The sequence below is a fragment of the Frigoribacterium sp. 9N genome (genome assembly GCF_902506305.1).
GTDB lineage: Bacteria > Actinomycetota > Actinomycetes > Actinomycetales > Microbacteriaceae > Frigoribacterium.
Genome location: NZ_LR733392.1, coordinates 1145450 through 1161709, shown reverse-complemented (window position 1 = coordinate 1161709; position 16260 = coordinate 1145450). Strand labels below are relative to the sequence as shown.

18 protein-coding genes are annotated in these 16260 nt (G+C 68.8%); 8 read left to right on the top strand and 10 right to left on the bottom strand.

Going from position 1 to position 16260, the window contains the following annotated elements; all coding sequences use genetic code 11:
• The first annotated feature begins 45 nt into the window (after window positions 1–45).
• Window positions 46–1785, top strand: a complete 1740-nt coding sequence (treS, locus tag ARTHRO9V_RS08465) for a maltose alpha-D-glucosyltransferase (RefSeq protein ID WP_159826612.1) — start codon at window positions 46–48, stop codon at window positions 1783–1785.
• 54 nt (window positions 1786–1839) lie between these two features.
• Complete coding sequence (locus ARTHRO9V_RS08460; protein WP_052505248.1) at window positions 1840–2562, top strand: 3'-5' exonuclease; 723 nt, start codon at window positions 1840–1842, stop codon at window positions 2560–2562.
• Between the two features lie 182 nt (window positions 2563–2744).
• Here the strand turns inward: ARTHRO9V_RS08460 and ARTHRO9V_RS08455 are convergent, their stop codons facing one another.
• The 3 genes from ARTHRO9V_RS08455 to glgA form a co-directional block, all read right to left on the bottom strand.
• Entirely contained in the window at window positions 2745–2993 is a 249-nt protein-coding gene (locus ARTHRO9V_RS08455) for a type B 50S ribosomal protein L31 (RefSeq protein ID WP_043594989.1), read from the bottom strand.
• Window positions 2994–3111: 118 nt separating this feature from the next.
• A complete protein-coding gene (locus ARTHRO9V_RS08450; protein ID WP_056045184.1) occupies window positions 3112–3897 on the bottom strand; it encodes an ABC transporter ATP-binding protein in 786 nt (261 codons plus the stop codon).
• Between the two features lie 10 nt (window positions 3898–3907).
• Window positions 3908–5092: a glycogen synthase gene (glgA, locus tag ARTHRO9V_RS08445; RefSeq protein WP_159826610.1), complete on the bottom strand. Its 1185-nt coding sequence runs from the start codon at window positions 5090–5092 to the stop codon at window positions 3908–3910.
• A gap of 47 nt (window positions 5093–5139) precedes the next feature.
• Between glgA and ARTHRO9V_RS08440 the strand changes: the two genes are divergently transcribed.
• Both ARTHRO9V_RS08440 and serB read left to right on the top strand, forming a co-directional pair.
• Window positions 5140–6381 carry a glucose-1-phosphate adenylyltransferase gene (locus ARTHRO9V_RS08440; protein ID WP_159826608.1) on the top strand — a complete coding sequence of 414 codons (1242 nt, stop codon included), beginning with the start codon at window positions 5140–5142 and terminating at the stop codon, window positions 6379–6381.
• A gap of 53 nt (window positions 6382–6434) precedes the next feature.
• Entirely contained in the window at window positions 6435–7073 is a 639-nt protein-coding gene (serB, locus tag ARTHRO9V_RS08435; protein WP_056045188.1) for a phosphoserine phosphatase SerB, read from the top strand.
• A 58-nt stretch (window positions 7074–7131) separates the two neighbouring features.
• Here serB and fabG read toward each other — a convergent pair whose 3' ends face one another.
• Complete coding sequence (gene fabG / locus ARTHRO9V_RS08430; protein WP_056045191.1) at window positions 7132–7842, bottom strand: 3-oxoacyl-ACP reductase FabG; 711 nt, start codon at window positions 7840–7842, stop codon at window positions 7132–7134.
• Window positions 7843–8047: 205 nt separating this feature from the next.
• Here fabG and ARTHRO9V_RS15800 point away from each other — a divergent pair, with 205 nt between their 5' ends.
• The 3 genes from ARTHRO9V_RS15800 to ARTHRO9V_RS08415 are packed head-to-tail and all read left to right on the top strand — an operon-like array spanning window position 8048 to window position 9506.
• Window positions 8048–8422, top strand: coding sequence for a DUF3099 domain-containing protein (locus tag ARTHRO9V_RS15800; protein WP_236556971.1), 375 nt, complete (start codon window positions 8048–8050; stop codon window positions 8420–8422).
• Entirely contained in the window at window positions 8422–8658 is a 237-nt protein-coding gene (locus ARTHRO9V_RS08420) for a hypothetical protein (protein ID WP_056045199.1), read from the top strand. Before ARTHRO9V_RS15800 ends, ARTHRO9V_RS08420 begins: the two co-directional genes overlap by 1 nt.
• Complete coding sequence (locus tag ARTHRO9V_RS08415; protein WP_159826604.1) at window positions 8655–9506, top strand: SURF1 family protein; 852 nt, start codon at window positions 8655–8657, stop codon at window positions 9504–9506. Before ARTHRO9V_RS08420 ends, ARTHRO9V_RS08415 begins: the two co-directional genes overlap by 4 nt.
• 89 nt (window positions 9507–9595) lie before the next feature.
• Here ARTHRO9V_RS08415 and ARTHRO9V_RS08410 read toward each other — a convergent pair whose 3' ends face one another.
• Window positions 9596–11194: an ABC-F family ATP-binding cassette domain-containing protein gene (locus ARTHRO9V_RS08410; RefSeq protein WP_159826602.1), complete on the bottom strand. Its 1599-nt coding sequence runs from the start codon at window positions 11192–11194 to the stop codon at window positions 9596–9598.
• 148 nt (window positions 11195–11342) lie between these two features.
• Here ARTHRO9V_RS08410 and ARTHRO9V_RS08405 point away from each other — a divergent pair, with 148 nt between their 5' ends.
• The gene (locus ARTHRO9V_RS08405) at window positions 11343–11948 is read left to right on the top strand and encodes a biotin transporter BioY (RefSeq protein WP_056045207.1); all 606 of its coding nucleotides are present in this window, start codon (window positions 11343–11345) and stop codon (window positions 11946–11948) included.
• A gap of 100 nt (window positions 11949–12048) precedes the next feature.
• On the opposite strand, the gene ARTHRO9V_RS08400 is transcribed toward ARTHRO9V_RS08405, so the two are convergent.
• The 5 genes from ARTHRO9V_RS08400 to sufB are packed head-to-tail and all read right to left on the bottom strand — an operon-like array spanning window position 12049 to window position 16160.
• Window positions 12049–12381 (bottom strand): metal-sulfur cluster assembly factor, encoded by a 333-nt coding sequence (locus tag ARTHRO9V_RS08400; protein ID WP_043594998.1) that lies wholly within the window; start codon window positions 12379–12381, stop codon window positions 12049–12051.
• A 2-nt stretch (window positions 12382–12383) separates the two neighbouring features.
• Window positions 12384–13169 carry a Fe-S cluster assembly ATPase SufC gene (gene sufC, locus ARTHRO9V_RS08395; RefSeq protein ID WP_056045210.1) on the bottom strand — a complete coding sequence of 262 codons (786 nt, stop codon included), beginning with the start codon at window positions 13167–13169 and terminating at the stop codon, window positions 12384–12386.
• Between the two features lie 13 nt (window positions 13170–13182).
• On the bottom strand, window positions 13183–13515 hold the full coding sequence (locus ARTHRO9V_RS08390; protein ID WP_159826600.1) for a non-heme iron oxygenase ferredoxin subunit: 333 nt from the start codon (window positions 13513–13515) through the stop codon (window positions 13183–13185).
• A complete protein-coding gene (sufD, locus tag ARTHRO9V_RS08385) occupies window positions 13515–14741 on the bottom strand; it encodes a Fe-S cluster assembly protein SufD (protein WP_159826598.1) in 1227 nt (408 codons plus the stop codon). Before sufD ends, ARTHRO9V_RS08390 begins: the two co-directional genes overlap by 1 nt.
• The gene (gene sufB, locus ARTHRO9V_RS08380; protein ID WP_056047429.1) at window positions 14742–16160 is read right to left on the bottom strand and encodes a Fe-S cluster assembly protein SufB; all 1419 of its coding nucleotides are present in this window, start codon (window positions 16158–16160) and stop codon (window positions 14742–14744) included.
• Between the last annotated feature and the right edge of the window lie 100 nt (window positions 16161–16260).

Below are 16260 nucleotides of genomic sequence, written 5' to 3'. Positions count from 1 at the left end.
TGGTCGGAGTGCGCGTCCCGGGGCGCGCGCCCGTAGGGTGGGCGGGTGAGCTTCACTGCCCCGATCCAGCAGCCCGGACTGACCCTCGACCCCAACTGGCACCGCCGTGCGGTGTTCTACGAGGTGATGGTGCGGTCGTTCGTCGACAGCAACGGGGACGGGGCGGGCGACCTCCAGGGTCTGCTCACCCGCCTCGACTACCTGCAGTGGCTCGGCGTCGACGCCCTCTGGCTGCCGCCGTTCTTCCAGTCGCCCCTGCGCGACGGCGGGTACGACATCCAGGACTACAAGGCGATCCTGCCCGAGTTCGGCACACTCGACGAGTTCCGCGACCTGGTCACGAAGTCGCACGAGCGCAACATGCGCATCGTCATCGACATGGTGCTGAACCACACCAGCGACCAGCACGAGTGGTTCCAGCAGAGCCGCGAAGACCCCGAGGGCCCCTACGGCGACTTCTACGTCTGGCGCGACACCGACGACGAGTACTCGAACATCCGCGTCATCTTCGTCGACACCGAAGAGTCGAACTGGACGTTCGACCCGGTGCGTCGTCAGTTCTTCTTCCACCGCTTCTTCTCGCACCAGCCCGACCTCAACTTCGAGAACCCCGCCGTCCAGGAAGCGGTCTTCGACGTCGTCCGTCACTGGCTGGCGATGGGCGTCGACGGGCTCCGCCTCGACGCGATCCCGTACCTGTTCGAGACCGAAGAGGGCAACGGCGAGGGCGAACCGGCCACGCACGAGTTCATCAAGCGTCTGCGCGCCATGGTCGACGAGGAGTTCCCGGGTCGCGTGCTCATCGCCGAGGCGAACCAGTGGCCCGCCGAGACGGCGGCGTTCTTCGGCACCGAGGACGAGCCGGAGTGCCACATGGCCTTCGACTTCCCGGTCATGCCCCGCATCTTCTACTCGCTGCGCGCCCAGAGCGCCGACGAGCTCAAGCGCATCCTCTCCGAGACGACCGAGGTGCCCCCGGGCGCGGCCTGGGCCGTCTTCCTCCGCAACCACGACGAGCTCACCCTCGAGATGGTCAGCGAGGAGTACCGGCAGGCGATGTACGGCTGGTACGCGTACGACCCCCGCATGCGCTCGAACATCGGCATCCGTCGTCGCCTCGCTCCTCTGCTCGACAACTCGCGCGCCGAACTCGAACTCGTCCACGCGCTGCTCTTCTCGCTGCCCGGCAGTCCGTTCCTGTACTACGGCGACGAGATCGGCATGGGCGACAACATCTGGCTGCCGGACCGCGACTCGTCCCGCACGCCGATGCAGTGGACGCCCGACCGCAACGCCGGCTTCTCGACCGCCGACCCGGGCAAGCTCTTCCTGCCCGTCGTCCAGTCGCTCGTCTACAACTACAACCTGGTCAACGTCGAGAGCCAGCTGGCGCAGTCGCGGTCGCTGCTGCACTGGGTCCGCAACGTCATCCACGTGCGCAAGGCCCACCCGACCTTCGGCCTCGGCACCCTCGAGGTGCTCGAGACGAACCAGGAGTCCGTCCTGTCGTTCGTCCGGTCCTACGAGGGGGCCGGCACGCAGTTCGGCGACTCGGCCGAGGACATCCTCTGCGTCTTCTCGTTCGGTCACAACCCGACCTCGGTCGACATCGTGGCCCCGCAGTTCGCCGGGCGCACGTTGGTCGACCTCTTCGGCGGAGCGCAGTTCCCCTCGTTCGACGACGAGGGCAAGGTCACCCTGACCCTCGGCACGCAGGCGTTCTTCTGGCTGCACGTCGGCGACGTGCCCGTGGCGGTGGCACCCGCTGTCGGTGGCGCCTCCTAAGCTCACAGGGTGACTGACACCGACACGACCGGCACCGCCCCCGACCTCGCGGCCGTGGGCGAGCCGCCGGCCGCCTGGTGGCAGGCCCTCGGCGTCTTCGACCTCGAGACGACGGGCATCGACGTCGAGACGGCCCGGATCGTCACCGCGCACGTCGGCCTGATCGACGCCACCGGTGCGACGGTCGCACACGGCGAGTGGTTGGCCGATCCGGGCGTCGAGATCCCCGAGCAGGCCAGCGCCGTCCACGGCATCTCGACCGAGCGGGCCCGAGCCGAGGGGCGACCGGCCGCCGAGGTCGTGGCCGAGATCGTCGCGGCCATCCGTGCCGTCTTCGCCCGCGGCGTGCCGTTGGTCGTCTACAACGCGCCCTACGACCTCACGCTGCTCGATCGTGAGGCCCGCCGCCACGGTGTCGAACCTCTCGGCGAGGTGGGCGAGATCGGCTGCGTCGTCGATCCGCTCGTCATCGACAAGGCCGTCGACACCTACCGCAAGGGCAAACGCACCCTCGAGGCCGCCGCGGCCGTCTACGGCGTCTCGCTCGACGACGCCCACGACGCCGGGGCCGACGCCATCGCCGCCGGCCGTGTCGCCCAGGCGATGGCCAAGCGGTATCCCGATCGCCTCGACGTGCCCGTGACCGAGTTGCACGACCTCCAGGTCGGGTGGTGCTCGACCCAGGCCGAGAGTTTCCAGCAGTACATGCGCCGTGCGAAAGACCCCACCTTCACCGCCCACGGTGACTGGCCGCACCGCCCCCTGCCGTTCGCCTGAGCACGAACGCGGCACCGCGCCTCCTGGGCTCACCCGCGCCTCCGCCTCCTGGGCTCGCTCGGGCCTCCTGCGGTGCGGTGTCCTGTCGGCGTCCACCCTCTCGGTCGGGCACCCTCACCCGGGCGCACGAAAGAGGCGGCCCACCGAAGTGGACCGCCTCTTTCGGGCGTGTGGGCTGTGGCCTACTTGCCGAAGTTCTTGTAGCGCGAGTTGAACTTCTCGACGCGACCGGCCGAGTCGAGGATGCGCTGCTTGCCCGTGTAGAACGGGTGCGACTCGGACGAGATCTCGACGTCGATGACCGGGTAGGTCTCACCGTCGAGCTCGATGGTCTTGTCGCTGGTCGTCGTGGAGCGCGTGAGGAACGTGGCGCCCGACGCGAGGTCCCGGAAGACGATCTGCTTGTACTCGGGGTGGATGTCGGTCTTCATGATTGTCCTAGGTCTAGCGAACGAGTGATGATGGTGAGTTCAGGAGGCGCGTGCAGCATCGCTGCGGGCCAGCTGTCAACGATACCAGACCGACGGCCCGGATCGTAGGAGGCGCGGTTCAGCCCGCGGCGCGGGCCGAGTACCGGCCCCCGTCGGACTCGACCCGCAGTTCGACGCCGAACGTGGCGCCGAGGGTCTCGGCCGTGATGACCTCGTCGAGGGGGCCGGCGGCCACGACGGAGCCGTGGTCGAGCAGCAGGGCGTGCGTGAATCCCTTGGGGATCTCCTCGACGTGGTGGGTCACCATGACGATGGCCGGAGCGCCCTCGGACGAGGCGTAGCCCGAGAGCATCTGAAGCAGCTCTTCGCGGGCGCCGAGGTCGAGGCTCGCGGCCGGCTCGTCGAGCAGCAGCAACTCGGGGTCGGTCATGACCGAGCGGGCGATCTGGACGCGCTTCTGCTCGCCGTCGCTCAGCTCGCCGAAGGTACGGTCCGAGAGGTGGTCGAGCTTCCACTCGTCGAGAACGCGGTGCGCCCGACGGACGTCGACGCCCTCGTACTCTTCGTTCCAGCGCCCGGTGACCGAGTAGGCGGCCGTCAGGACGACGTCGACGACCTTCTCCTTCGCCGGGATGCGCCGGGCGATGGCCGTCGAGGCGAAGCCGATGCGTGGCCGCAGGTCGAACAGGTCGACGGAGCCGAGGTCGGAGCCGAGGATGCTGGCCTCGCCCGAGGACGGGTGGCTCTGCGCGGCGGCGACCTGCAGCAGGCTCGTCTTGCCGGCACCGTTCGGGCCGAGCACGACCCAGCGCTCGTCGGAGTCGACCGTCCAGGTCAGTTTGTCGACGACGGCTGTGCCGCCTCGGACGATCGAGACATCGGTGAGCTGCAGGACGGTAGGCATGGTCCTCAGCCTAGTTGAGCAGGCCCTCGTAGATCCCCAGCGTCTGCTCGGCGATCCGCGCCCACGAGAACTCTTCTTCGGCCCTCATGCGGCCGGCTCGTCCCATGAGGCGGGCGAGTGCCGGGTCGGAGACGACCTCGGTGAGGGTGGCCGCCAGGTCGGCCACGAAGCGGTCGGGGTCGACCGGGGTGCCGGTGCCGTCCTGCACCTGGTCGAGGGGCACGATCCGGCCCGTCAGACCGTCCGCGACGACCTCGGGGATGCCGCCAGTGTCGGACCCGACGACGGGGACGCCACAGGCCATCGCCTCGAGGTTGACGATGCCGAGGGGTTCGTACACCGAGGGGCAGACGAAGGTGGTGGCGGCGCTCAGCACCGCACTGAGCTGGTGACGGGGCAGCACGGTGTCGATCCACACGACACCGGTGCGCTCCTCTTGCAACTCTCGGACGAGACCCGTGACCTCGGCCATGATCTCGGGGGTGTCCGGCGCGCCGGCGCAGAGCACGAGCTGCACGTCGGCCGGCAGCAGCTTGGCCGCGCGCAGCAGGTACGGCAGGCCCTTCTGGCGGGTGATGCGACCGACGAAGACGACGGAGGGGCGGTCGGGATCGATGCCCAGGCTGCGGACCAGCTCGGCGTCGTCGACGCGCTTCCAGCCCTCGAGGTCGATCCCGTTGTACACGACCTGGACCTTCGACTCGTCGATCGACGGGTAGGAGCGCAGGATGTCGCGGCGCATCCCGTCGCTGACCGCGATGACGCGGTCGGCGGTCTCGTAGGCCTGACGCTCGATCCAGCTCGAGACGCGGTAACCGCCTCCGAGCTGTTCGGCCTTCCAGGGTCGGAGCGGTTCGAGGCTGTGGGCCGTCAGGACGTGCGGGACCCCGTGCAGCATCTGGGCCAACTGGCCGGCCGCGTTCGCGTACCAGGTGTGGCTGTGGACGACGTCGGCTCCGGCCACGTCCTGGGCCATGCTGACGTCCACGCCGAGGGTGCGCAGCGTGGCGTTGGCCTGGTCGAGCTGGGGCAGGTCGGGGTACCCGGTCGTGTCGGGTTCGGGGTCGACCTCGCCGAAGGCACGGACCTGCACCTCGACGCCCTGACGCAGGGCCTTGACGAGTTCGACGACGTGGACGCCCGCTCCCCCGTAGACGTTGGGCGGGTATTCCTTGGTGATGACATCGACTCGCACGTGGTTCACCGTAGTCGTGCGACCGCGAATCGTGCCATTCTGGCCCCATGGCATCAAAGAAGATCTTCGGCATCGTCCTGGCTGGTGGCGAGGGCAAACGCCTGATGCCGCTGACCGCCGACCGCGCGAAACCCGCTGTCCCGTTCGGTGGCAACTACCGTCTCATCGACTTCGCCCTGTCGAACCTGATCAATTCGGGTCTCCGGCAGGTCGTCGTCCTGACCCAGTACAAGTCGCACAGCCTCGACCGCCACGTGTCGCAGACCTGGAGCATCGAGGGCCTGCTGGGTGCCTACGTCGCCTCGGTCCCGGCCCAGCAGCGGCTCGGCAAGCGATGGTTCGCCGGCAGCGCAGACGCGATCCTGCAGAGCCTGAACCTCCTGCGTGACGAGAAGCCCGACATCGTCGTCGTGGTGGGTGCCGACCACGTCTACCGCATGGACTTCTCGCAGATGATCGAGGCGCACATCGCCTCGGGCGCCGGGGTCACCGTCGCCGCCATCCGTCAGCCCATCTCGCTGGCCGACCAGTTCGGCGTGATCGAGGTCGACTCGGACGACCCGACCCGCATCGGCCGGTTCCTCGAGAAGCCGACCGACGCCACGGGCCTGCCGGACTCCCCCGACGAGATCCTCGCGTCGATGGGCAACTACGTCTTCGATGCGGACGTCCTGATCGACGCCGTGCTGCGCGACGGTGAGAAGCCCGACTCCAACCACGACATGGGCGGGGACATCGTCCCCGACTTCGTCTCCCGGGGCGACGCGGCGGTGTACGACCTCAACCGCAACGAGGTGCCCGGGTCGACCGAGCGCGACCGCTACTACTGGCGCGACGTCGGCACCATCGACTCGTTCTACGACGCGCACCGCGACCTGATCTCGGCCCTGCCGATCTTCAACCTCTACAACACCGACTGGCCGATCTTCAGCCAGCAGCTCAACTCGCCCCCCGCGAAGTTCGTCCGCGACGGCCACGGCAACCTCGGCACGACGATCGACTCGATCGTGTCGCTCGGTTCGTTGCTCTCGGGAGCGCACGTGGAGCGCAGCGTCCTGGGGCCATGGTGCACCCTCGACAGCGGCTCGCGGGTCGTCGACTCGGTGGTCTTCGAGCGGGCCCACGTCGGCCCGAACGCCGTCGTCAACCGGGCGATCCTCGACAAGGACGTCGTCATCGCGGCCGGCGCCTCCGTCGGCGTCGATCCCGAGGCCGACCGGGCCCGCGGGTTCACCGTCACGCCCTCCGGCATCACGGTGGTCGGCAAGGGCGTCCGGGTCGACCAGTAGACGCCCGGAGTCACACGAGCGGCGCGGTGCGTCGGCGGCCCTAGGCTGTCGGCGTGCCGCGTTTCCTCATCGTCCTCGACGTCGACTCCACCCTCATCGAGGACGAGGTCATCGAACTCCTCGCCGACGCCGCCGGCACCCGGGCACACGTCGAGGACGTGACCTCCCGGGCCATGGCCGGCGAGCTGGACTTCGCCGCGAGTCTCGCCGAGCGCGTCGCGACCCTCGAGGGTCTGCCCGAGTCGGTCCTCGCCGAGGTCCGAGCGCACCTCACGCCGACCCGCGGCGTCCGTGAACTCGTCGACGGCGTCCATGCCGCCGACGGTCTGGTGGGCGTCGTGTCCGGTGGGTTCCACGAGACCCTCGACCCGCTCGCGGACGACCTGGGGCTCGACTTCCGCCGGGCCAACCGCCTCGAGCTCCGAGGGGGCAGGCTGACCGGACGGGTCTCCGGTCCCGTGATCGACGCGCACGCCAAGGCCGCCGCTCTTCGCGGATGGGCCGAGGAGGCGCGGGTCGACCTCGCGCACACCGTCGCGGTCGGCGACGGGGCCAACGACCTCGAGATGATGGCCGTGGCAGGGCTCTCGGTGGCGTTCAACGCCAAGCCGCGGGTCCGGGAGCGCGCCGACGTGGTCGTCGGGACGAACGACCTGTCCCAGGTGCTGCCCCTGCTCGGGCTCCGGGGCTGAGCCACCGGACGAGGCGGGCGCCCGTCGGTGGTGGACCCGCGCCTCCTGCCCGGTGGGCCTAGTGGCCCATGCCGAGGCCGCCGTCGACGGGGATCACGGCACCCGAGATGTAGGCGGCGTCGTCGCCCGCGAGCCACGTGATCGTCTTCGCGACCTCGGCCGTCGTGCCGTACCGGCCGGCGGGGATGCTCTTCTTGTACTCGGCCTGCTGTGCCTCGGGGAGGACGGCGGTCATGTCGGTCTCGACGAAGCCGGGGGCCACCACGTTGGCGGTGATGCCGCGGGCACCGAGCTCGCGGGTCAGGGAGCGGGCGAAGCCGACGAGGCCCGCCTTCGAGGCCGCGTAGTTGGCCTGGCCCGGTCCGCCGTAGAGGCCGACCACGCTCGACACGAGGACGATGCGCCCGAACCGGGCCTTGAGCATGCCCTTGGACGCCCGCTTCACGACGCGGAAGGCCCCGCCGAGGTTGGTGTCGACGACCGAGGTGAAGTCGTCCTCGGTCATGCGCATGAGCAGACCGTCCTTCGTGATGCCGGCGTTGGCCACGACGACCTCGACCGGGCCGAGCTCGGCCTCGACGGTGCTGAAGGCCGCGTCGATCGAGGCGGCGTCGGTGACGTCGGCGACGACGGTCAGCGTGCCCTCGGGGCCCTGACCGCTCCGGGCGGTGACGGCGACGCGGTGTCCCTGGGCGACGAACTCCTCCGCGATGGCGAAGCCGATGCCTCGGTTGCCGCCGGTGACGAGGACGGTGCGGGGCGTGGTCATGGGTGGTCTCCTCGGGGGCGATCTCGACGGCCACCGCTCGGTGCGGCGGACTCACGGCGAACCTGTGATCGGCAGGCCGCCGACCAGCCTACTGTCGGACCCGGGTCTTAGGATCGAGGCGGTCCCCCGGACGTCTGGTCCCCGAGATCGATCCGGCACCCGTCCGTGGTGCGTCCACCCTCCTCCCGACATCGAGGTGTGCCCCGTGAAGGCCTCGAACACGATCACGTCCCTGCCCCCCTCCCCCACCGACGACCGGCACTCCCGCATGGTCAAGTACCTGGTGGCGATGGGCATCAGGTTGGTCTGCATCGCCCTGTGCTTCGTCTTCCCCCTCGGGTGGTGGACGTTGTTGCCCGTCATCGGTGCCGTCGTCATCCCGTACATCGCCGTGGTGTTCGCCAACGTCGGTCACGAGTCCGGCGACGCGGTCGAGAGCCCCGGCGGCATCGAGCTGTACCGCGAGCCCCAGGCGCCGTTCCGACCGACGGTGGTCGACGGCGACGCCGGTCCTGCGGGCCCCGCCGACCCGTCCGACGACGTCCCCGGCGAGCCCGACCACGATCGGCGCACCGTCTGATGCTCGGTCTCGATCCCGTCGGCGTCCAGTGCTCTCGCGCCTCGTGTCGAGCCGAGGCACGGCATAATGTCCACTGGCGCAACCCCAAGATCCACGGCATCGACCGGGTCAAGGTGTGGTCGGCATGCGACGAGCACGTCGACTTCCTGCGCGAGTTCCTCGCGGCACGTGACTTCCCGGTTGTCGTGACGGGGGTGTCAGAGGTCGTCGAACAGGTCGGAACGGAGGCGCGGTGACGAACATCCGCTTCGCCCTCTCACGCAGATGGCTGGGCTACCTCGCCGTCGCCGTCGCGTTCGCGATCATCTGCGTGTTCCTCGCGCACTGGCAGTGGTCCCGACACGACGAGAAGCTCGCGGTCGTGCACCAGCTCGAGCAAACCTACGACGCCGACCCGGTCCCCCTCCACCAGGCCCTGCCCGAACTGTCGTCCTACGACGCGGCCCAGGAGTGGCAACCGGTCGAGATGACGGGGCGCTACCTCACCGACGACGAGTTGCTGGTCCGCAACCGTCCGCTCAACGGCCAACCCGGCTTCGAGGTCCTCGTCCCGTTCCGCACCACCCAGGGCGACGTCTTCGTGGTGGACCGCGGTTGGGTACCCACCGGCAACGCCCAGGACTCCCCCGACGTCGTGCCCGCGCCTCCTTCGGGCGACGTCACCGTGGTCGCACGCCTGAAGCCGGGCGAGCCGGCACTGGGCGACCGCACGGGCGTCCCCGGGACGAACCAGATCGCGACCATCCAACTCAGCGAGGTCGAATCGCGAGTCGGGCAGCCCGTCTACTCGAGCGCCTACGGTCTGGTCGTCAGCGAGAGCCCCGCGCCGGCCACGGCACCCGTGCCGTCCACGAAGCCCGAGATCGACACCGGTCTGAACCTGTCGTACTTCGTCCAGTGGCTCATGTTCGCGGTCGGTGCCTTCGGGTTCCTGTTCTACGTGTTCCGCCAGGAGTACCGCAACCAGAACGCGGACGACGACGAACTCGTCGAACGCGAGGCAGAACGCCAGCGCCGTCGTGACGCCCGACCCCGCCACGACAACGACGTCGAGGACGAGATCCTGGACGGCGCTCACCGCTGACCGGACCGCCGGCCGGGCCCGGGTGGACCGGGGCCCCACGGCACCCAGGGCCGGGAGCCTGGGGCCTGGGGCTTGGGCCGGTGCCCGGGTCAGGCCAGGTTGATCAGGTCGGAGTAGTCCGGGGTCCAGTGGTCCTCGGTGCCTTCGGGCATGATCAGCACGCGCTCGGGGTTCAGGGCCTCGACGGCGCCCTCGTCGTGGCTCACGAGGACAACGGCACCCTCGTAGTTGCTCAGGGCGTCGAGGATCTCGAGTCGGCTCGCGGGGTCGAGGTTGTTGGTGGGCTCGTCGAGCAGCAGGACGTTCGCCCCCGAGACGACGATCATGGCCAGCGCCAGGCGGGTCTTCTCGCCCCCGGACAGCACGCCGGCCGGCTTCGCCGAGTCGTCGCCCGTGAAGAGGAACGAGCCCAACACGCGTCGCGCCTCCATCTCGGTGATGTTCGGAGAGGAGTGCACCATGTTCTCGAGGACGCTGCGCTTGACGTCGATCGTCTCGTGCTCCTGGGCGTAGTAGCCGACCCGCAGCCCGTGGCCCGGCTCGAGCTGCCCGGTGTCGGGAGCGTCGACCCCGGCGAGGATGCGGAGCAGGGTCGTCTTGCCCGCACCGTTCAGGCCCAGGATGACGACCTTCGAGCCGCGGTCGATGGCGAGGTCCACGGCCGTGAAGATCTCGAGGGAACCGTAGCTCTTCGAGAGGTTCGAGGCCATTAGCGGCGTCTTGCCACACGCGACCGGCGTCGGGAAGCGCAGCTTCGCCACGCGGTCGACCGCGCGGACCTCGTCCAGGCCGGAGAGGAGCTTCTCGGCCCGAGCCACCATCTGGTGGGCCGCAGCGGCCTTCGACGCCTTGGCGCCGAACCGGGCCGCCTGCTTCTGCAGGGCCGAGGCCTGCTTCTCGGCGTTCGAGCGCTCTTTCTTGCGGCGCTCCTCGTCGGCGGCGCGCTGTCGCTGGTAGTTCCGCCAACCCATGTTGTAGACGTCGATCGCCTGTCGATTGGCGTCCAGGTAGAAGACGCGGTTGACGACCTCCTCGACGAGTTCGATGTCGTGGCTGATCACGATGACGCCGCCCTGGTAGGTCTTCAGGTACTCGCGCAGCCAGACGACCGAATCGGCGTCGAGGTGGTTCGTCGGCTCGTCGAGGATCATCGTGTCGGCGGCCGAGAAGAGGATGCGGGCCAGTTCGATGCGCCGGCGCTGGCCACCCGACAACGTCGACAGGGGCTGGTCGAGGATGCGGTCGGGCAGGCTGAGGTTGCTCGCGATGGAGGCCGCCTCGGCCTCGGCCGCGTACCCGCCGAGCGCGTTGAACTGGTCGTCGAGGTCGCCGTAGCGCTTCATGGCGCGGGCGGCGACGGCGGGGTCGGGGTCGCCCATGGCCAGGGTCGCTTCCTGGATGCCGAGCAGCAACTGGCCGAGACCTCGGGCGTCGAGGATGCGCGTCCGGGCGAGGTCCTCGGGGTTGCCGCTGCGGGGGTCCTGCGGCAGGTAGCCGATCTCGCCGGAGCGTTCGATCTTGCCGCCCGTCGGGAGGGTCTCGCCGGCCAGCGTCTTGGTCATGGTCGTCTTGCCGGCGCCGTTGCGGCCGACGAGGCCGATCTTGTCGCCCCGGTCGACCCGGAACGAGACGTCGGCCATGAGGAGGCGCGCGCCGACGCGGATCTCGAGATCGTGCACGGAGAGCACAGCAGATGTCCAATCGATTGGTGAGGAGTCCACAACGGGGCCCGGAAGGGGGCCGCCCATAAGATGGGGACGTCGTGTGGAGAGGGTCGCAGCACTGCGCTGCCGACCAGCCGCTCGGCCGATCAACCTACCCATTCTAGGAGTCCCCATGACGAACACTGCCGCATCGACCTCACGGCCGGTCCTCGCCGACCGTCTGGTGGCCCGGGGCGCCGCCGCCGACGTGGCCCTCGTCCTCGGTGGAGTCGCCGTCGTCTCGGCGCTCGCGCAGGTCCAGGTGCCGCTCTGGCCGGTGCCCGTCACGGGACAGACGCTCGGCGTCATGCTCGTCGGCGCCTCCCTCGGGGCCCGTCGAGGGGCGCTGTCGTTGGCCACCTACCTCGTGCTGGGAGTCGCCGGCCTGCCGATCTTCGCCGAGTTCTCGGGCGGTCCCCTCAGCGTCCTCAAGCCGAGCTTCGGCTTCGTCATCGGATTCGTCGTGGCGGCTGCCGTCATCGGCTGGCTCTCCGAGCGCGAGTGGGACAAGAAATGGTGGCGTTCTGCCGCCGCGTTCTTCCTCGCGAGCCTGATCCCCTTCGCCGTGGGCCTCCCCTACCTGGCCGTCGTGCTCGGATCGCTGGGCCTGCCGAACGACCTGCCGAGCGTCCTCGCCGCCGGTCTGTACCCGTTCATCGTGGGCGGGATCGCCAAGTGGCTGATCGCGGCGGCGGCCCTGCCCCTCGCCTGGCGTGCTCTGAAGCGCATCGGCGACTAGCCGCCTCCCGCTCCCTCGGCGTGCTCGGCGAGGGACGCGACGACGAAGCCCCGCCCCTCTCGGAGGGGCGGGGCTTCGTCGTGTCGTCGTCGGGCGACTCTCAGATGGAGAACCCGATGGCTCGCATCATGTCGCGTCCGTCGTCCGTGATGCGGTCGGGGCCCCACGGCGGCATCCACACCCAGTTGATGCGGAACGCGTCCACGACCCCGTCGAGGGCGTTGGCCGTGTCACCCTCGATGACGTCCGTCAACGGGCAGCCTGCACTCGTGAGCGTCATGCTGATGATGAGGGCGTTCTCGTGCTCTTCGTCCATCGCCAGGTCGTAGATGAGACCGAGGTCGACGATGTTGACGCCCAGCTCGGGGTCGACGACCTCTTTCAGGGCCTCGATGGTCTGGTCGAACTTCTCGGGGCTGAGTGCGACGGCCATGGTCAGACCGCCGAGGTCGCGGCGGCCTCGGCGGCGGCGGCCGTCACGTACCGGTCGTAGCCCTCGTTCTCGAGACGGTCGGCCAGCTCGGGGCCGCCCTCGTCGGCGACGTGGCCGTCGACGAAGACGTGGACGAAGTCGGGCTTGATGTAACGGAGGATGCGCGTGTAGTGCGTGATGAGCAACAGACCGAGGCCGGTGTTGGCCTTCGCGCGGTTGACACCCTCGGACACGATCTTGAGGGCGTCGACGTCCAGACCGGAGTCGGTCTCGTCGAGGACGGCGAACTTCGGCTTAAGCAGTTCGAGTTGCATGATCTCGTGGCGCTTCTTCTCGCCACCCGAGAAACCCTCGTTGACGTTGCGCTCGGCGAAGGCCGAGTCCATCTTGAGGGCGGTCATCGACTCGCGGAGGTCCTTGATCCAGCCGCGGATCGCGGGGGCCTCTCCGTCCAGGGCCGTCTTCGCCGTCCGGAGGAAGTTCGAGACCGTGACTCCGGGGATCTCGACGGGGTACTGCATGGCGAGGAAGAGGCCCGCCTTGGCACGCTCGTCGACGCTCATCTCGAGCACCTCGCGACCGTCGAGCAGGATCGATCCGCCGTCGACGTTGTAGCGGGGGTGGCCGGCGATCGTGTAGGCGAGCGTCGACTTGCCCGAGCCGTTGGGGCCCATGACGGCGTGGATCTCGCCCTCGTTGATGGTGAGGTCGACGCCCTTGAGGATGGGCTTGGGGCCGGCGTCGGTGTCGATGCTGACCTTGAGGTCACGGATCTCGAGAGTGGACATGCGTTCTGTTCCTTTACTGTGCGGCGCCGGTGGAGGTCGAGGTGGTGTCGACGTACACCTCGCCGTCGATGACGGAGACCGAGAAGACCGGTACGGGTTCGTAGGCGGGCAGCGTGAGCGGCTTGCCGGTGGTGAGCTCGAACTTCGAGCCGTGGGCCCAGCATTCGAGGGTCTCGTCCTCGACGAAGCCCTCGGAGAGCGAGATGTCGCCGTGGGTGCAGGTGTCGCCGATGGCGTGGATCGTACCGGCGCTGTCCTTCACGACGGCGATCGCGACGCCGTCGACGACGACGCGGTGGGCCTGGGAGGGGCTGACGTCGTCGACGCCGCAGACCTTCGTCGCCATCAGGCGATCGTCTCGGTCGAGGTCGCCTCGCCCGCGGCCAGTTCGACCTCGATGGCGTCCACGAGGCGGGCCTGCAGGTCGGCGTCCCCGATCTTCTGGATGACCTCGACGAGGAATCCGAGGACGACGAGGCGACGCGCCTCGTGCTCGGAGATGCCGCGCGACTGGAGGTAGAAGAGGTGCTCGTCGTCGAAGCGACCCGTCGCGCTGGCGTGACCGGCGCCTTCGATGTCGCCGGTCTCGATCTCGAGGTTCGGGATCGAGTCGGCGCGCGTGCCCTCGCTCAGCACCAGGTTGCGGTTCTGCTCGTAGCTGTCGGTGCCGGGTGCCGTCCGACCGATCAGGACGTCGCCGATCCACACCGTGCGGGCACCGGCACCCTGCAGGGCGCCCTTGTAGTTCACCCGGCTCCGCGTCTTGGGGGCGTCGTGGTTCACGTACACCTGCTGTTCGAGGTGCTGACCGGCGTCCGCGAAGTACACGCCGTAGAGCTCGGCGTCCGCGCCCTGCTCGGCCAGGTGGGCCGACGGGTTGACCCGGACGACCGAGCCACCCAGGCTGACGACGAAGTGCTTCAGCTGGGCGTCGCGCCCGATCCGGGCGTGGTGGCTCGCGAGGTGCACGGCGTCGTCGTCCCACTCCTGGAGCGTGACGACGGTGAGGTGCGCGCCCTCGTCCACGACGATCTCGACGTTCTCGACCAGCTGGGCCGATCCGGTGTTGCGGAGGACGACCATGGACTGGCTGTTGGCCTTGGCGTGGATCAGCGTATGACCCGCCCGTGGTTCACGGTCGAGGCCCGAGCGGCCGATGGTGATGGCCGACGGTTCGTCGCCGTCGAGGGTCATGACGAGCACCTTCTCGACGCTCGACCACGCGTTGGCGGCGGCCTTGTCCTCGGGAGTGCCCGCCGTGCCGACACGGGAGTCGGACCGGTCGACCCATTCGACGGTCGCGCCGGGTGTCTCGCGGGCAAGGTAGGCGTAAGGCGAGCCGTCGAGGTCTCCGTCGATCAACGGACGGAGGCGCGACACCGGACTGAGCTTCCAGTCCACCTCGCGACCGGTCACGTCGGGGAACGCCGTGGGGTCGACCGAGGTGAACCGCTCGGAACGCGTCTGGACGGGCACGAGGCCCCAGCCGCCGTCACTGTGGGCACCCGCGCCGTGCTGGACGCCCGGCGTGGTGGTGGACTCTGGTGTGGTGGTGGGTGCTGCGGCGGACATCTAGCCGACTGATCCTTCCATGCTCATCTCGATGAGCTTGTTGAGTTCGAGCGCGTACTCCATCGGGAGTTCGCGGGCGATGGGCTCGATGAAGCCACGGACGATCATCGCCATGGCCTCGTCTTCGGCCATGCCGCGTGACATGAGGTAGAAGAGCTGCTCTTCGCTGACCCGCGACACCGTCGCCTCGTGACCGAGCTGGACGTCGTCGACGCGGATGTCGATCGCGGGGTAGGTGTCGGAACGAGAGATCGTGTCGACGAGCAGGGCGTCACAGCGGACCGTGTTGGCCGCGTGGTGGGCGGCCTCGTCGACTCTCACCTCGCCACGGTAACCCGCGCGACCGCCGCCTCGCGCGATCGACTTCGACACGATGGACGACGTCGTGTAAGGCGCCATGTGGATCATCTTCGCGCCGGCGTCCTGGTGCTGACCGGGGCCCGCGAAGGCCACGGACAGGGTCTCGCCCTTGGCGTGCTCACCGACCAGGTAGATGGACGGGTACTTCATCGTCACCTTCGAGCCGATGTTGCCGTCGATCCACTCCATGGTGGCGCCCTCGTGCGCGATCGCCCGCTTGGTGACCAGGTTGTACACGTTGTTCGACCAGTTCTGGATCGTCGTGTACCGCACTCGGGCGTTCTTCTTCACGATGATCTCGACCACGGCCGAGTGCAGGGAGTCCGATTTGTAGATCGGGGCCGTGCATCCCTCGATGTAGTGGACGTAGCTGCCCTCGTCGGCGATGATCAGCGTCCGCTCGAACTGACCCATGTTCTCGGTGTTGATGCGGAAGTACGCCTGGAGCGGGATCTCGACGTGGACGCCCTTGGGCACGTACACGAACGAGCCGCCCGACCACACGGCGGTGTTCAATGCGGCGAACTTGTTGTCGCCGGCCGGGATGACCGTGCCGAAGTACTCCTGGAAGAGTTCGGGATGCTCGCGCAGCGCGGTGTCGGTGTCCATGAAGATGACACCCTGCTGCTCGAGGTCCTCGCGGATCTGGTGGTAGACCACCTCGGACTCGTACTGGGCGGCGACGCCGGCGACGAGGCGGTTGCGCTCGGCCTCGGGGATGCCGAGCTTCTCGTAGGTGTTCTTGATGTCGTCCGGCAGCTCGTCCCAGGTCGTCGCCTGCTTCTCGGTCGACCGGACGAAGTACTTGATGTTGTCGAAGTCGATGCCCGACAGGTCGGCACCCCACGTCGGCATGGGCTTGCGTTCGAACAGCGTCAGGCCCTTGAGCCTGTTCTTGAGCATCCACTCGGGTTCGCTCTTCAAGTTCGAGATGTCGGTGACGACCTCGGGTGACACCCCTCGGCGCGCCGAGGCGCCCGCGGTGTCGGAGTCGGACCAGCCGAACTCGTACTGCCCCAGGCTCTCGAGCTCGGGTCGATCGATCAACACGTCTGACATGACTACCTCTTTCTCTGCCGGACCGAACACGGGTCGGCCGAACGGCATTCCCCGGGTGGTGGAGCGGCCCAGCTGCTCGCCCTGCGAGTCGAACACGTCG